Annotated in this window: 14 protein-coding genes and 1 pseudogene; 6 read left to right on the forward strand and 9 right to left on the reverse strand. The window is 61.5% G+C overall.

Annotated elements, in window-relative coordinates:
• Positions 1 to 9: 9 nt before the first annotated feature.
• The gene (locus D3870_RS19050; RefSeq protein WP_119742529.1) at positions 10 to 1,452 is read right to left on the reverse strand and encodes a DHA2 family efflux MFS transporter permease subunit; all 1,443 of its coding nucleotides are present in this window, start codon (positions 1,450 to 1,452) and stop codon (positions 10 to 12) included.
• Between the two features lie 138 nt (positions 1,453 to 1,590).
• Here D3870_RS19050 and D3870_RS19055 point away from each other — a divergent pair, with 138 nt between their 5' ends.
• Complete coding sequence (locus D3870_RS19055; RefSeq protein WP_119743137.1) at positions 1,591 to 2,040, forward strand: winged helix-turn-helix transcriptional regulator; 450 nt, start codon at positions 1,591 to 1,593, stop codon at positions 2,038 to 2,040.
• A 168-nt stretch (positions 2,041 to 2,208) separates the two neighbouring features.
• Here D3870_RS19055 and D3870_RS23265 read toward each other — a convergent pair.
• From D3870_RS23265 to fdxA, 8 genes and pseudogenes are all read right to left on the reverse strand, one after another.
• Positions 2,209 to 3,098, reverse strand: a pseudogene (locus tag D3870_RS23265) (NAD-glutamate dehydrogenase domain-containing protein); the annotation flags it as partial.
• Positions 3,059 to 4,159: a hypothetical protein gene (locus D3870_RS23270; protein WP_422879678.1), complete on the reverse strand. Its 1,101-nt coding sequence runs from the start codon at positions 4,157 to 4,159 to the stop codon at positions 3,059 to 3,061. The gene D3870_RS23270 and the pseudogene D3870_RS23265, both read right to left, overlap by 40 nt.
• A gap of 163 nt (positions 4,160 to 4,322) precedes the next feature.
• A complete protein-coding gene (locus D3870_RS19065) occupies positions 4,323 to 4,925 on the reverse strand; it encodes a nucleotidyltransferase family protein (protein ID WP_119742531.1) in 603 nt (200 codons plus the stop codon).
• Between the two features lie 25 nt (positions 4,926 to 4,950).
• Positions 4,951 to 5,964 carry an XdhC family protein gene (locus D3870_RS19070; protein WP_119742533.1) on the reverse strand — a complete coding sequence of 338 codons (1,014 nt, stop codon included), beginning with the start codon at positions 5,962 to 5,964 and terminating at the stop codon, positions 4,951 to 4,953.
• Between the two features lie 133 nt (positions 5,965 to 6,097).
• The gene (locus tag D3870_RS19075) at positions 6,098 to 7,288 is read right to left on the reverse strand and encodes an amidohydrolase family protein (RefSeq protein ID WP_119742535.1); all 1,191 of its coding nucleotides are present in this window, start codon (positions 7,286 to 7,288) and stop codon (positions 6,098 to 6,100) included.
• 122 nt (positions 7,289 to 7,410) lie between these two features.
• On the reverse strand, positions 7,411 to 8,151 hold the full coding sequence (locus tag D3870_RS19080; protein WP_119742537.1) for a TetR/AcrR family transcriptional regulator: 741 nt from the start codon (positions 8,149 to 8,151) through the stop codon (positions 7,411 to 7,413).
• A gap of 65 nt (positions 8,152 to 8,216) precedes the next feature.
• Positions 8,217 to 8,990 (reverse strand): ferredoxin--NADP reductase, encoded by a 774-nt coding sequence (locus tag D3870_RS19085; RefSeq protein ID WP_119742539.1) that lies wholly within the window; start codon positions 8,988 to 8,990, stop codon positions 8,217 to 8,219.
• Between the two features lie 39 nt (positions 8,991 to 9,029).
• Positions 9,030 to 9,353 carry a ferredoxin FdxA gene (gene fdxA / locus D3870_RS19090; RefSeq protein WP_119743138.1) on the reverse strand — a complete coding sequence of 108 codons (324 nt, stop codon included), beginning with the start codon at positions 9,351 to 9,353 and terminating at the stop codon, positions 9,030 to 9,032.
• Positions 9,354 to 9,531: 178 nt separating this feature from the next.
• Here fdxA and D3870_RS19095 point away from each other — a divergent pair, with 178 nt between their 5' ends.
• The 5 genes from D3870_RS19095 (at position 9,532) to D3870_RS19115 (ending at position 14,706) form a co-directional block, all read left to right on the forward strand.
• Positions 9,532 to 11,154: a 6-hydroxynicotinate reductase gene (locus tag D3870_RS19095; RefSeq protein ID WP_119742541.1), complete on the forward strand. Its 1,623-nt coding sequence runs from the start codon at positions 9,532 to 9,534 to the stop codon at positions 11,152 to 11,154.
• Positions 11,155 to 11,169: 15 nt separating this feature from the next.
• Entirely contained in the window at positions 11,170 to 12,102 is a 933-nt protein-coding gene (locus D3870_RS19100) for a UPF0280 family protein (RefSeq protein WP_119742543.1), read from the forward strand.
• Between the two features lie 65 nt (positions 12,103 to 12,167).
• On the forward strand, positions 12,168 to 12,809 hold the full coding sequence (locus D3870_RS19105; protein ID WP_119742545.1) for an amino acid synthesis family protein: 642 nt from the start codon (positions 12,168 to 12,170) through the stop codon (positions 12,807 to 12,809).
• 47 nt (positions 12,810 to 12,856) lie between these two features.
• On the forward strand, positions 12,857 to 13,441 hold the full coding sequence (locus D3870_RS19110) for an amino acid synthesis family protein (protein WP_119742547.1): 585 nt from the start codon (positions 12,857 to 12,859) through the stop codon (positions 13,439 to 13,441).
• Positions 13,442 to 13,500: 59 nt separating this feature from the next.
• The gene (locus tag D3870_RS19115; RefSeq protein ID WP_119742549.1) at positions 13,501 to 14,706 is read left to right on the forward strand and encodes an ABC transporter substrate-binding protein; all 1,206 of its coding nucleotides are present in this window, start codon (positions 13,501 to 13,503) and stop codon (positions 14,704 to 14,706) included.
• The last annotated feature ends 133 nt before the right edge of the window (positions 14,707 to 14,839 follow it).

The raw sequence follows: 14,839 nt of genomic DNA on the forward strand, positions 1-14,839 counted from the left end.
ATGTCCGGGCTACGACGCTGCCGACACGGCTGCCTGCGCGGGCGCGTGCTGCCGTGAATCAGGCAGCAAGATTCCCAGCAAGGCCGCCGCAGCCGCGAAGACCGCGCCGACGGCGAAAGCAATTTGGTAGCCGCCGTTGAGTGCGACGGCAGGAGCCGTTCCAGCCGCAAGCAAGCCTTCGGTGCGGGCGGCAGCGAGGCTGGCGAGAACCGCCAGTCCGAGCGCGCCACCCATCATGAACGAGGTGTTGACGACACCGGACGCCAAGCCGGATTGGCCCGGTTCGATTTCGCTCATGGCAGCCAGCAGGACCGGATTGAAGGCAATGCCGGCGCCGATGCCGAGGAGCGTCATGCCGGGCAATACGTGCATGGTGAAGTTCCCATCCACCGGTGCGAGGGCAAACAGCGCGAGGCCGGTCGCCGCCACCAGCAGTCCTGCCGCGAGCGGCAGACGGATGCCGAAGCGCATCACGATTTTGGCGGAGAGGCCGAGCGAAAATGCGGCCATGATGAGATTGGCCGGCAGGAAGGAAAGACCGACCTGCATCGCGTCATAGCCAAGAACGAGTTGGAGATAGAGCGCCGAAATGAAGAACCACGCGAACGTCGCGGCCGCCCACAGCACGCCGACGATGTTCGCGACAGTGACGCTGCGCAGGCGAAAGAGTGCCAGCGGCACGAGCGGCGCACGCACCCGCGCTTCGATGCCGAGGAAGAGTGCGAGAAGCGCAACAGCTGCAGCAAGCAGCCCGATCGACTGCGCGGATCCCCAGCCCGCTTCGTTGCCGTTGACGATCGCGTAGACGGCGAGCATCAGCGACGCGGTAATCGTTGCCGCGCCGGCGACGTCGAGACGTTCCCCGGCTGCCTGTCCGCGGCCGTCCGGCAGCAGCACGAGACAGAGCGCGAACACCGCGACGCCGATCGGCAGATTGACGAGGAAAATCCAGTGCCAGTTGAACTCGCTGGTCAGGACGCCGCCGAGCAGCACGCCGATGCTTCCGCCGCCGGCGCACACGAAACCGTAGACGCCCATTGCCTTTGCCCGTTCGGCGGGCTCGGTGAAGAGATCCATGATGAGTGACAGCGCAACTGCCGAAACGACCGCGCCGCCCAGCCCTTGCGCGGCGCGTGCGCCGATCAGCAATGCCTGCGAATTCGCCATGCCGCAGGCCAGCGATGCCAGCGTGAAGAGCGTGAGCCCGATCAGGAAGAGGCGGCGGTGGCCGTACAGGTCGCCCAGCCGGCCGCCGAGCAGCAGGAAGCCGCCGAAGGTGAGCATGTATGCGTTCACCACCCAGACCAGCGAGGTTTCGGAAAAGCCGAGATCGCTCCTGATCGACGGCAGGGCGACATTCACGATCGTGGTGTCGAGCACGATCATCAGCACGCCGAAGCAGAGGACCGTCAGTGCCAGCCAGCGCTTTTGCCCATCGATGTGTTTTGTCAAACGATTCTCCTTGTTGTTTTGCGTTGTTATGGGGTTTCAGGATGTCTTTCCGGGCCGAATTGTTGCCGATATTTCAAGCCGCGTTTCGTCGCAGTATAGCATTTCGCTTGCATGATGCAAGCATGTTACAATAAGTTCATGAAACGCGCTGAAAATAAATCGCATTGCCCCGTCAACTTCGCGCTCGAAACATTCGGCGACCCGTGGTCGCTGCTGATCGTGCGCGACATTGTCTTCTGGGGAAAAAGGACCTACGGCGAATTTCGCGATTCGAGCGAGGGCATTGCCACCAACGTGCTTGCCGCGCGCCTCGCCCATCTGGAGCAGAAGGGCATACTCGTCAAGGGGCCGCACGAGAAGGATGGCCGCAAGGATGTCTACGCGCTGACGGAAAAGGGGCTGGGGCTGATCCCCATCCTGCTGGAAATGTCCGGCTGGAGCGCACAGCATGACCCCGAGACGACCGCGCCCATGCAGTTCGTCGATGCGGTCTATGCCGACAGGGACAAGATGTTCAGGCGGATTCAGGACGTGGTGCGGCGCGGCGGTTCGCTGTTCGGTGGTGATAATGCGCTGGTGAAGCGCTGAAGCGGGCGTGCTTCCATCTATCCGCTACGCCAGCGTCACCGGCTGCGGCGCGCGCGAAGCCTGTTCGACGCGAATGAAAAACACGCAGGCGGTCGCCGCTAGAAACAGCAGGCCGCACACGATATACACCACCTGCGTCCCCGCCACGAGCATCGCACCCACCAGAAACTGCGCCAGCATCTGCCAGTGCGTATCCGCAGGCAAGGCCGCCACGCGTTCGCGGATCGCGTTGTAGTTGAGGTAGACATCAAGCGAGAAATAGATACTGGCGACTTCCGCGATGTCGAGCACCGCGCCGACGATTTCCGCATCGCGGGCCGCCAGCAGGGTGACCAGTTTCGGTCCGAGGTCGTCGGCCGCGACGCGCAGCCGGGCGGCCGTGGCCTCCATCGATTCGCGCGCATCGTGGTGACGCAGGAACCATTGGTCTGATAGGTCGCGATGATCTCGCGCTTGAGCGGATGCTGCTCCATCGTCGCGCGGTAGCGCTCGCGCAGCTGCTCCGGGAAATACTGCGCCAGCGCGCGTGCGATGACCGGCTCTTCTGGAAGATCGGAGTTGAGCATCTCGTGGTTGGTCCACATTTTGCTGTACGCAAGCAGCACGGCATGCTCTGGCAAGAACAAGCCTTGCTTCGCGAGTTTGCGTTCCGCGATTTCATCATCGGCGGGCAGAAACTCGATGGCACGATTGAGCCGTCCCGCCTGTTCGAGAAAGCGCATCAGGCGCACCTCCGGCTCCAGCATGTCAGCGGCGACATGGCGGGCCAGCGCGAGCGCCTGCGTCTGGTAGTAGTTATCGGACAAGACCATGCGGCCGACGTCGTCCGTCATGTCGGCGAGCAAGACATTGCGCTGCTTCTCCGTCATTTCGCCGTCGCCGACCACGAGGTTGAGCAGGATCTTGATCTTGACTTCATGGTCAGAGCAATCGACGCCGGCCGAGTTGTCGATGGCGTCGGTGTTGATTCTGCCGCCACCGGTACTACTCTGGGCAAATTCGATGCGGCCGAGTTGCGTCACACCCAGGTTGCCGCCTTCGGCCACCACTTGTTCACGTTCGGCAATCCCTCCGGACGCGCATGCACCGTGATGTAAAGACGCGCCAGCACCGATTCCGACGGCAGGGGAGTGAACTCGACACTGCTGCCGTTGAACGACTTCAACAGCAGCTTCTGTATCTGCACGCGCAACTCCGTGGTGTATTTTTCGCGCGGCACGAAAATGATGCAGGACACGTAGCGATCCAGCACATCGCGCCGCACGAACAGGCGCGTGCGCTGCCGTTCCTCCAGCCGCAGAATGCCCAGACCGGTATCGGCTTTTCCCTGAAGGAAATTGTCGCCATCCTTCGTGATCAGGTCAAAGTCGCGATAGCCGAGGAAGATGAAATGCCCTGCCGTCAGCCACTCCAGAAACGCCCGGGCTTCCGTGACCTCGGCCTGGCGGGCTGCATCGCCTTGATGATCGTCCGCCAGCTCCTTGATGCTGCGCCGGGCCGCGTCCAGCATCGCCGGCCAGTCCGTCACCGCTGCGCGGACATCGCTCAATGCCTTGGCGATGCCGGTGCGCAGTGCTTCGAGCTTCTCCGGCTCGCTGCAGCGGTCCACCTCGAAATGCATCCAGGACTCCAGCGTGGCGTGTGTGGATCCATCGGGAAGATTGTCCGACGCCGGCTGCACTTTCTCGATGCGGCCCTGCCCATCGCGCCACACACGGAATACGGGATGGATGGCCGAATGCAGCGTCAGGCCAAGCCGGTTGATTTCCATCGTCACCGAGTCGACGAGGAAGGGCATGTCGTCATTGACGATCTCGATCACCGTATGCGCGGACTTCCAGCCATGCTCTTCGAGTTCCGGGTTGTACACATGCACACGCGGCGCGCCGCTGACGAAGCCGCGCGCAAGCTGCCAGTGAGCAAGGGCGGCGCCATACAAATCCTCGACATTCGTGCCGAGTACGCCGTCCGCGCCGACCTGCGCGTAGTAATGCGCGAGGAAAGGCTGGACGATCGAAAAGTCATTCTGTTGCAAACGGCTGCGCGCAAATTCCTGCATGCTGGCGAGCAACTGTTGCTTCTTGTCTTCGGCTTGGCTGTTCATGCTGGTTTCCCTCATGGGTAAAGCAGTCGGCGGAAACGCCTGACGATGGATCGTCACGCCTGCCTGTCCATGATGCCAATGAAATTTGGCCAAACGTTGATCGGCATCGGGAAAAGCGATTTCGAGAATGAGTGTGACGAAACTTCCGTGCGTCAATCAGCGCCCGCAATGGCGCTGCTCAAAACCGGCATTTCTCCAGATCGGACGCCGTGTCGATGTCGCGAAGGATGCCGGGGTCGCTTACGGGAACCTCGTGCACAGGATGGGTTTGCATCAGTCGGCGTGCCCCGATGTCGCCGCGCAGCTGCAACAGCTCGTCGAGGTGCCTGCGGCTGAATGCAACGGGATTGCCGCGCATCCCCTGATGGACCGGCACTGCGATATCCGCGCCTTGCGCGAGCGCGGCGGCAAGCTGTCGGATCGTGTCGGGCGAGACGAAGGGCATGTCGCCAAGGGCAATGATCCAGCCCGGCGCATCGTGGGCGAGGCGCAATGCATGTACCAGCGACGCGGCCATGCCGGTATCGGCGGCGGCGCACTTGGTCACCGCGCAGCCCTGCGCGGAAAGGTGGGCGGAGAGGACGGGTGAATCGGCGGGCACCACGGCAAGCAGGGAGTCAGTTGCGGCTTGCAGATGGCGTGCGGCAGCGGCCACGATGGTGGTGCCGTCCGGGAGAGTCTGCAGCAGCTTGTTCTGTCTGCCTTCCGGATCGAAGCGCCATCCCCGTCCTGCGGCGAGCAGGATGCCGGCGTAGCGGGGTTTTGCTTCGGCGCAGGTCATCGAGGATGTGTGCCCGATCAGTCGCTCAGCCGAACCTGCAGCCTGATGACGCTGTTGTCACCGCTGCATGTTCGCGCATGGCATGCGTCTGCAGGACCGGCACGCCGTTCCGCATCGCCGTCATTTCCGCCAGTATTGCAATCGCGATTTCCGGCGGCGTGCGCGCGCCGAGATGCATGCCGACCGGGCCGTGCAGCCGGGCGATTTCGGCAGTGCTGATGTCGAACAGCGCGAGCCGCTGGCGACGCTTGTCGTTGTTCGCGCGCGAACCGATCGCGCCGACGTAGAACGCGGGCGATTTCAATGCTTCCAGCAAGGCCATGTCATCGAGTTTGGGATCGTGCGTCAGTGCCAGCACGGCGCAGTGCGAGTCGAGCTGCAGGCGCAGGATCAGGTCGTCGGGCATTTCGGTCGACAGCTGCACGCCGTCGATATCCCATTCGGCGAGATATTCCTCACGCGGGTCGCAGACGATGATCTCGTAGTCGAGCATCTTCGCCAAGGCGGCGACGTAGCGCGACAGTTGTGCCGCACCGATGATCACCAGCCGGTAGCGCGGGCCGTGCACCGTAATCAGCCGCGCGTCGTCGAAGGCGAGTGCGGCGGCATGAGCGCCGGGCGCGAGCGTGACCGCGCCCGATGCAAGATCGAGCTCCCTGGTCACGAGCCGCTGCTGCTGCACGGCATCGAGCAGCGGAGCCAGCTGCGACTGTGCAGAAACGCACTCAAGGACGATTTGCAGCGTTCCGCCGCACGGCAGGCCGAAGCGATGCGCTTCGTCGGCCGACACACCGTAAGTCAGGATGCGCGGACTGCGATCGCGGTATTCGCCCGCCCGGATTTTCCGGATCAGATCGTCTTCGATGCAACCGCCGGAGACGGATCCCTTGACGTGCCCGTCTTCGCGAATGACCATCATCGAGCCGACCGGACGCGGTGCCGAACCCCAGGTTCGCACCACCGTCGCCAGCAGCGTACGGGCGCCGCTATCGGACCATTTCAAGGCAGTCTTCAAAACCTCGAGATCGATGCTGTCCATGACGCTTTCCCGTTTCGTGAGTTGCTGGCCTTGACCTGTTCGAAGTTATTGAATTGCTGGAAGTCGCCACAAAGGTTCGCCATTCCGACGTGTGCCGGGATGACGAAACGAGTGTCAGGTATTTGCTGAACTCTCAGTGGACGACGACCGGTATCTCGGTGGCTGGCGGTGTATTGCGGCTGCGGCCGCAGCGCACGATGCCGTCGATCATCACCATGCCGACGCCGGGGATGTCGCCGAGCTGCACGCTGTCGAGAAGATTGCGTCCGGCGGAATGTTGCGCCTTGTCCATGAACACAAAATCCGCCGCGCGGCCGACCTCGATCAGTCCGCGGTTGAGATTGCGGATGCGCGCCGTGTTCCCCGTTGCGAAGCAGAACACCAGTTCCGCTGGAATCCGTCCGAGGCTCGACAGCAGGGCGACCATGCGCAGCATCCCGAGCGGCTGGACGCCCGAGCCGGCAGGGCCGTCCGTTCCGAGGATCACGCGATGCGGGCACTTGAGCTGGATGGCGGCTTGTGCGGCCGCAATGGCGACGCGTTCATTGCCGTTGTGGACGATCTCGATGGCACGGCTCGATTTTTCGCACAGCTCGCAGACATGGGCTTCGGGCAGCGACGTGTGGCCGCCGTTGATGTGGCCGATGACGTCGGCGTCGGCTTCGAGCACCACGTCCTTGTCGATCAGTCCGGAACCGGGAATGGAAGGACCGCCGGTGTGGATGGTGCTCTGGATGCCGTACTTGCGCGCCCATGCCACCATCTTCTGTGCCTCTTCGCCTGCCTTCACCGAGCCGAGGCCGACTTCGCCAAGCAGTGTGACGCCGGCTTCCGCGAGATCCTTGAAGTCTTCCTCGGTCATGCCTTTCTCGATGACGGGCGCGCCGGCGATCACCTTGACCCCGCCGGGGCGGAAATTGTCGAAGGCGCGCTGCGCGGTGATGGCAAGCGCCTTCAGGCCGACGATATCCTTGGGGCGGCCCGGCAGGTGCACTTCGCCGGCGGAAATCATGGTGGTCACGCCGCCGTGCATGGTGGAATCGATCCAGCCGAGCTGGTTTTGACGGGGAGTCCAGTCGCCGAACACCGGATGCACATGGCTGTCGATCAGGCCCGGCGCCACGCAGGTTTGACGCGCATCGATGACCGTGTCCGCCTGCGCCGTATCGCAATCCGACTCTGCGCCCACCGCGGTGATCACGCCGTCATGAATGACGATGGTATCGGCCTGGAGAATCGGCTGGTCGATGTCGCCCGAGAGGAGAAGACCGATGTTCTTGATGACGACTTTCCCGGATTTCGATGTGGTGCCTGCGTCTGCCATGAGTTGTCCCCTGTTCTGGATGAGATTTTCCCGACGATGTAACGTAAAAAGAAGGATGTATCGGCTGCGTATTCATCATAAAAACGCAACACATAAACGCAACACAAAAAAGGCAGGGGCTGTCAGGTCACCTTTCGCCTGCCGGCCTTCGGCTTGTCTGGCGGTTTCGTATTCTGTTTCGTACTCTCCGTCATCGATACCTGCCGTATCACCGCCGATGTAATGAATCCTTCCCAATGCGCCAGCGCGTCCGGTGCTCCCAGGTCTTCGCCCAGAAAGGCCGACAGCGTAAAGCGGTTGGATGTATAGAAATAGGCCAGCGCCGCGCTCATCAGGTAGATGTCGCGTGCCCGGACGTCAGGCCGGAAAACGCCCATCTCGGCGCCTCTCGCCAGCACGCGCCCCATCAGCGAGATCGCCGGCGAGGAATACTCGCGCGCGCGCAGAGACTTGGAAATGTGCTTGCCCCGATGCAGGTTTTCGCTGTTGAGCAGCGTGATGAACTCGGGGTTCTGCTGGTAGTAGTCCCACATGAACCGCACCAGCGTCTTCAGATCCTCGACCGGATCATCCATGTTCAGGATGACCTTCGACTCTGCGTCGTTGAAGCGCCGGTAGGTATCCTCGATGACGGCAATGAACAACTCTTCCTTGTTGCCGAAGTAGTAATAGATCATGCGGTCGTGCGACTTGGCGGCTTTGGAGATCTGTTCGATGCGGCCGCCGGCGAAACCGTGCTTTGCAAACACCTTCGTCGCCGCGCGCAGGATGTTTTCCTGCGTCGTTTGCGCGGCCAGCTCGCGCACGCGTGGCCGCCTTGCCGCTGTATTGGCAGTGGTGCGTCGTGGGGAAGTTGTCGCCATGTTCAGGCCGTTATTGAAAAGTTATCCAAAGCCATCAAGCCGCAGAGCACATGGCGGAGCGGATGCTATTGCTCTGCAAACGCGCGTTCGATGACGAAATCGCCTGGTGTCGACGTATTCCCTTCCTTGAAGCCGTCTTCCTCAAGCATCTTCTTCAGGTCGCGCAGCATGCCGGGGCTGCCGCAGATCATGATCCGGTCTGCTTTGGGGTCGAGCGGGGGGAGGCCGAGATCGGAGAAGATTTTGCCGCTGGTGATCAGGTCGGTCACGCGGCCCATGTTCTTGTACTGCTCGCGGGTGACGGTGGGGTAGTAGCGCAGCTTGCTGGTCACCATGTCGCCGAGGAATTCGTGGTTCGGCAGGTGTTCCACCAGCAGATCATGATATGCAAGTTCGTCAACCTGGCGCACGCCATGAACGAGGACGATCTGGTCGAATTTTTCGTAGGTCTCGGGATCGCGGATGATGCTCATGAACGGCGCGAGTCCGGTGCCCGTGGATAGCAGATACAAATGCTTTCCTGGCAACAGATAGTCGGTGACGAGCGTGCCGGTGGGCTTGCGGCCGACAATGATCGTGTCGCCGACCTGGATGTTCTGCAGTCTGGAAGTCAGCGGGCCGTCGGGCACCTTGATGCTCAGGAACTCGAGGTGATCCTCGTAGTTGGCGCTGACGATGCTGTATGCCCTCAACAGGGGCTTGTTCTCCACCCGCAAGCCGATCATGGTGAAATGACCATTGCTGAAGCGTAGCGCGGGATCGCGGGTAGTCGTGAAGGTAAACAGGCGGTCGGTCCAGTGGTGGACGCTCAGTACTCGTTCTTCGTGCAGGTTGCTCATATCGTTGCCACAATCAAATTATTCAAGAAAATGGAGCAATCAACGCTCCAGATATGTAATTTTATCCGTTCTCTCTCTCCAGATTTCCGCATCGGGCAGCGGGCCCTTGCGTTTCGAGATGGTCGGCCAGCTTCTGGCCAGGTCGGCATTGAGGTCGGCGAATGAATGCATCGCTGCCGGCAGGTCGTCTTCCGCGCAGATTGCCTGCACCGGACACTCCGCTATGCACACCGCGCAATCGATGCATTCCTCGGGATCGATCACCAGAAAATTCGGCCCTTCCTTGAAGCAGTCGACCGGGCATACGTCAACGCAGTCGGTGTATTTGCAGCGGATACAGGATTCAGTCACCACATGTGTCATTGCAGTCTCCCGGCATGCGAGGCGCTGCGGCATTGCCGGCATGCGGCAGGTGCGTCGCCCTTCGCTCAATTTTGCGCTTGCAGCATCAATATGTAGCATATACTAAACGAAAATGTAGTGTACACTACATTAAATAAAACGGGATGTGCGATCAAGGAACAACGGAGACGCAGGCATCATGACCGAGCACACGAAGACCGACGGCTTGCCAGGAATCGAGCCGCAAATACTTGAGCGAGCCAAGCCGCGCAGCGAGCGCATGGCAAGCGACAAGATCGAATGCAATGCCTGTCCCGTGCTGTGCCAGATCACTGCCGGCAGATCGGGCGCGTGCGACCGCTACGCCAATGTGGATGGAACGCTTGTGCGCGTGGATCCGGTCATTCTCCTGAAAAAGGTTCTTGGTTCCTCGGATGGCGCGGTCGTGCCTTTTACAGGACGTCCGGGCATGGAGGAAGACGACACGCAAGGGAAGTCCGGCGAAAGTCCCGTTGCGGAATCCGAGTGGAACGGCGACCTGCTGCACGCCGGCGAGGTGTTCGTCACCGGCGTCGGTTCATCGACCACCTATCCCGACTACAAACCCGCGCCCTTCATCGTGTCGTCCAGGGCCGAGGGCGTCGACATGGTGACCGTCGTCACTGAAGGAATCTTCAGCTACTGCAGCTTCAAGGTGAAGATCGACACCGACAGATATCTCGGCCCGGAGCAGGCCAATGTCCGTTACAAGGGCGAAGTCGTTGGACACGTGACGACCGCCGAGTACGGCTCCCAAATGCTCTCGCTCGGTGGTGTGCATCACCTCACCGGAGGAAGCAAGAAGGAAGGGCGCCTCACGGCCGAGATGATGCAGGTAATCGGCAACAAGCAGGCGGCGGAACTGACCATCGATGGCGGCTCCCAGGTCATGATCCATGCTGGTCGCGCGCCTATCGTCAACGGCATCGAAGAACAGCGCATGCGGGTCGGCTGCGGGTCGGCTACGATCGGCATCTTTGCCAAGCAGTTGTACGGCAAGGTGGATGAGGTGATCGTGGTGGACGACCACATCACCGGCGTGCTGACCGAGCATCAGGCCGGGCGCTGTCTCGACATTCCGCCGTCCGGCGTGAAAATCCGCGGACGCAAGTCGACGCCGGGCCGTTACTTCCAGGTCGCCAACCCAGGCATCGGGTGGGGCGGCACCGACATCTCCGATCCGATCAGCATCATCGAAGGATGGGATCCTGACGTGGCATGGCCGGGACTGCGTCTGCTGATGACCTCCACCACGGGCGAGCATTCTGCCTGGTTCGTGCTGGACGACAGCCTGTGCCCCATCGAGCAGGACATGCCGGCCGAGGTCGAAAAGGTCGTGCAGCGGATCGGCGAAAACTGCGAACCGTCATTGACGACCGTCCTGTTCCTCGGCGGCGCGGGTGGCAGCCTGCGCGCAGGCGTCACCGAGAACCCGGTCCTGTTGACCCGATCCATCAAGCAGGCATTGGTCAATGTGACATGTGGTGGAGCGCCCGCATATGTCTGGCCCGGCGGCGGCATTACCGTCATGACCGATGTGATGCGCATGCCTGACAACAGCTTCGGCACCGTGCCGACGCCGGCAATCGTCGCGCCGATAGAATTCACCATGAAGCTGGCCGACTATCAGGCGCTTGGCGGTCATATGGATTACGTGCGCTCGCTGTCGTCGGTGCTCGGCACGGGCGCATGGCACAACGAGGGCGCACCGACACGCAGAAGATGGCTGCAGCAGCCTTCAATCAATGCGTGGCCGGCCGATGTCGGCCCGATGCTCGGTTGAACGGAAGGAGAGATCATGGCGCCCCAGTGCACTTCGCTCCCGGATGGCCGTCAGCATTTCTCTCACGGGCCGATCGATCTCGTGATCCAGGCCGACGGTCACGCCGATGCGGTCCACGCAGCACATCGTCGGGCATGGCGCCGATTCGAGAGCGTGTTGCCGGAACTGGTGAGCGAACTTGATGAACTTCGTCGCCCCGTGCGCGAGACATGCCGCGTCAATGGCGCAATCGCCCGGCGCATGTGGGAGGCCTGTCATCCGTTCCGTGCTCGTTATATCACTCCCATGGCGGCGGTGGCAGGTTCGGTCGCCCAGGAACTCATCGGCTGCTACGAACAACCCGGCATCGATCGGGCCGCGATCAACAATGGCGGCGATATCGCGCTCCATCTGAGTGCGGGCGAGTCATGGCGGGTCGGTATCTGCACCGATATTGTCGCGGCGACCGGTGATGCCATGCGTGGCGAGCTGCGCGCCGACGGGGAAATTATGATCGACGCGCACATGGCGGTGCGCGGTATCGCAACGAGCGGATGGCGCGGCCGCAGTTTCTCGCTCGGCATTGCCGACAGCGTGACGGTGCTTGCCGCGACCGCCGCGCAGGCCGATGCCGCGGCAACCGTGATTGCGAATGCGGTCAACGTGGACGACATGCGCATCCGGCGTCTTCCCGCATGCGAACTCAAGGACGACACGGATCTCGGAAGCCTGCCAGTGACCGTCGATGTGCCGCGGCTCGAGGCGGCGCTTGTCGACGAAGCGTTGCGCGCCGGTCTTGTGCAGGCACGCGACTTGCAAGAAGCAGGACTGATTCGTGATGCGTTTCTGGTGTGTCAGGGAAGGGCTGCACATCTGGATGAATACATGGCGGGAACACTGCAGTTTTTCCGGCGCGCCTTGAACGGTCCGGCAAAGGCGGCGCACCGGTCTTCCGCTATAGTGTGTTGAAATATTTCGGATAAGCTTGCGCTCATGCCGAACAGCATCGAATCGAAAATCAGAGGGACATGCTTATGATCGAGATCCGCCGTGTCTTCAGTCATGTCGAAGACATTTTTCACGAATTCGGCCCGGTGCCTGCGGTACCGCTCCGGCGCGGCTATATTGCCGGCATCCTCACCAATCCCTATGCGGGACGCCATGAACCCGACATCCTTCCCATGATGGAGCGACTCAACGACGTGGGTATCAGCCTGGCGCGCCATCTGCTTGACGATCTTGATGTTCCTGTCGAAAGAATCGAAGGCTACGGCAAGGGTGCGCTGATCGGTGCACACGGCGAGCTGGAGCATGGTGCGCTCTGGCATGTGCCGGGCGGTTATGCGATGCGGGAGCTGCTGGGCTGGAAAGGCGATCCGGCCGCTTATGCGGCGGGCCAGGGCAGCGGAGTGAAGGGGCAGCCAGGCAACGCGCTGGCCATCGTGCCATCCACGAAGAAGGTGGCTGGTCCGGGCGCGACCCTCGATGTTCCCTTGACGCACATTAACGCGGCCTATGTGCGCAGCCATTTCGATGCGATCGAAGTGCGGGTTCCCGGTGCGCCGCGTCCCGATGAACTGGTTGTCATTCTCGCGATGAGCACCGGAGCGCGTGTTCACGCGCGCGTCGGTGGTCTGAAGGCGGCCGACATCGCAAAATGGGATGGCCTGCGCTGATATCCGATGCGCGTTTTCCAACTCACACATGGAAAGGTAACAACGCAATGCCTGCAAAGATTCGAAAACTGATCGTGCAAGTTGACGAGACCCGCTCCGAAATGGGAAAGTCCATCGATCCGCCCGTACGGAAAGCACTGGCGATGGCTGTCATCGACAATCCCTACGCCGGACGTTATGCAGAGTCGCTCGATGAACTGATCGCCATCGGCGAGGAACTGGGCGGGCTGCTGGGAACGCGCTGCGTGCAGGCGCTGGGCATCGCGCCGGAGAAGGCGGAAAGCTACGGCAAGGCTGCCATCGTCGGTGAGGCGGGAGAACTCGAACACGCTGCGGCCATCCTTCATCCCAAGCTCGGCGCACCGCTGCGTCAGGCGGTGAGCAAGGGCGCCGCACTCGTCCCGTCGAGCAAGAAGATGGGCGGCGTCGGATCCGCCATCGACGTGCCGCTCGGCCACAAGGATGCCGCATTCGTCCGCAGTCATTTCGACGCGATGGAAGCACGGGTGGCTGACGCGCCGCGGGCCAACGAAATCGTCGTTGCCGTTGTCGTCACCGACAGCGGCCGACCATTACCCCGCGTGGGAGGGCTGCAGCCCCACGAAATCAAAGGAGAAGACGGTTTGCGCTAGAGAGTGAGCTGCATTGCGCACGAACGCTGTATTGATTGATCCACTACAAGGAGAGGTACATGAAGAAGACAAGCAGTTGGCTCGCAACAGTTGCTGTTCTCTGGGCCGCCGCCAATGCACTCACGGCACATGCGCAAGGAGTGATCAAGATCGGGGAAGTCAACAGTTACAAGGCGCAACCAGCCTTCCTTGAGCCGTACCGCAAGGGCCTCGAACTGGCCGTGGATCAGGTCAATGCAAGCGGCGGCGTCAACGGCAAGAAGCTGGAACTGGTGATTCGCGACGACAACGGCAATCCGGGCGATGCGGTGCGCGCGGCGGAGGAGCTGATTTCGCGCGAGAAGGTGGATGTGCTGACCGGGACTTTCCTGTCGCACGTCGGCCTGGCGCTGACGGATTTCGCCAAGCAGCGCAAATTCTTCTTCCTGGCTGCGGAGCCGCTCACCGACAAGATCGTCTGGCAGAACGGCAACAAGTACACCTACCGTTTGCGCCCGTCGACCTATATGCAGGTCGCCATGCTGGTGCCGGAAGCCGCTGCGCTGAAGAAGAAACGCTGGGCGCTTGTGTACCCCAACTATGAGTACGGCCAATCCGCCGTGGCGACATTCAAGGAATTGCTGAAGGCCGCGCAGCCCGATGTGGAATTTGTGACCGAACAGGCTTCACCGTTGGGCAAGGTCGATTCCGGCAGCGTCGTCCAGGCGCTTGCCGATGCCAAACCCGATGCGATCTTCAACGTGCTCTTTGGACCTGACCTCTCGAAATTCGTCCGTGAGGGCAATACGCGCGGCCTGTTCCAGGGGCGCGAGGTGGTCAGCTTGCTGACTGGCGAGCCGGAATACCTGGACCCGCTCAAGGATGAAACGCCAAACGGCTGGATCGTCACCGGTTATCCGTGGTACAGCATCCAGACGCCGGAACATAAAGCGTTCCGCAGTGCATATGAAGCAAAGTTCAAGGACTATCCGCGCCTTGGTTCCGTCGTCGGCTATAGCGCAATCATGTCGCTCGCAGAGGGCATGAAAAAAGCAAAATCGACCGAGACTGAAAAGCTGGTCGCAGCGTTCAAGGGGCTGCAACTCATGACGCCGTTCGGGCAGATCACGTACCGCCCCGAGGACAATCAATCGACGATGGGTGGCTACGTGGGACGCACCAAGAACGAGGGCGGCAAGGGCGTGATGGTCAACTATCACTACCTCGACGGCGCAAAGTACCAGCCTTCCGCCGCTGAGGTGGCGAAGCGCCGAGCGGTTGATTAAGTCACGGATCTGTGGACGCATGGGCGGCAGCGGGAACGCCGTCGCCCATGCCGCAGGAGCGTCGAACATCTTTCAAAATGCACTGTCGTGACTGCTCATCGACACGACAGTGTTCCGCTTGGTTTGACGAGAG

This window comes from Noviherbaspirillum cavernae (assembly GCF_003590875.1).
Lineage (GTDB): Bacteria > Pseudomonadota > Gammaproteobacteria > Burkholderiales > Burkholderiaceae_D > Noviherbaspirillum > Noviherbaspirillum cavernae.

Bases quoted from the DNA above. Each gene is read 5' to 3' on its own strand.
- D3870_RS19055 (WP_119743137.1), top strand. From the start codon at position 1,591: ATGAAACGCGCTGAAAATAAATCGCATTGCCCCGTCAACTTCGCGCTC.
- D3870_RS23270 (WP_422879678.1), bottom strand. From the start codon at position 4,159: ATGAGGGAAACCAGCATGAACAGCCAAGCCGAAGACAAGAAGCAACAG.
- D3870_RS19065 (WP_119742531.1), bottom strand. From the start codon at position 4,925: ATGACCTGCGCCGAAGCAAAACCCCGCTACGCCGGCATCCTGCTCGCC.
- D3870_RS19070 (WP_119742533.1), bottom strand. From the start codon at position 5,964: ATGGACAGCATCGATCTCGAGGTTTTGAAGACTGCCTTGAAATGGTCC.
- D3870_RS19075 (WP_119742535.1), bottom strand. From the start codon at position 7,288: ATGGCAGACGCAGGCACCACATCGAAATCCGGGAAAGTCGTCATCAAG.
- D3870_RS19080 (WP_119742537.1), bottom strand. From the start codon at position 8,151: ATGGCGACAACTTCCCCACGACGCACCACTGCCAATACAGCGGCAAGG.
- D3870_RS19085 (WP_119742539.1), bottom strand. From the start codon at position 8,990: ATGAGCAACCTGCACGAAGAACGAGTACTGAGCGTCCACCACTGGACC.
- fdxA (WP_119743138.1), bottom strand. From the start codon at position 9,353: ATGACACATGTGGTGACTGAATCCTGTATCCGCTGCAAATACACCGAC.
- D3870_RS19095 (WP_119742541.1), top strand. From the start codon at position 9,532: ATGACCGAGCACACGAAGACCGACGGCTTGCCAGGAATCGAGCCGCAA.
- D3870_RS19100 (WP_119742543.1), top strand. From the start codon at position 11,170: ATGGCGCCCCAGTGCACTTCGCTCCCGGATGGCCGTCAGCATTTCTCT.
- D3870_RS19105 (WP_119742545.1), top strand. From the start codon at position 12,168: ATGATCGAGATCCGCCGTGTCTTCAGTCATGTCGAAGACATTTTTCAC.
- D3870_RS19110 (WP_119742547.1), top strand. From the start codon at position 12,857: ATGCCTGCAAAGATTCGAAAACTGATCGTGCAAGTTGACGAGACCCGC.
- D3870_RS19115 (WP_119742549.1), top strand. From the start codon at position 13,501: ATGAAGAAGACAAGCAGTTGGCTCGCAACAGTTGCTGTTCTCTGGGCC.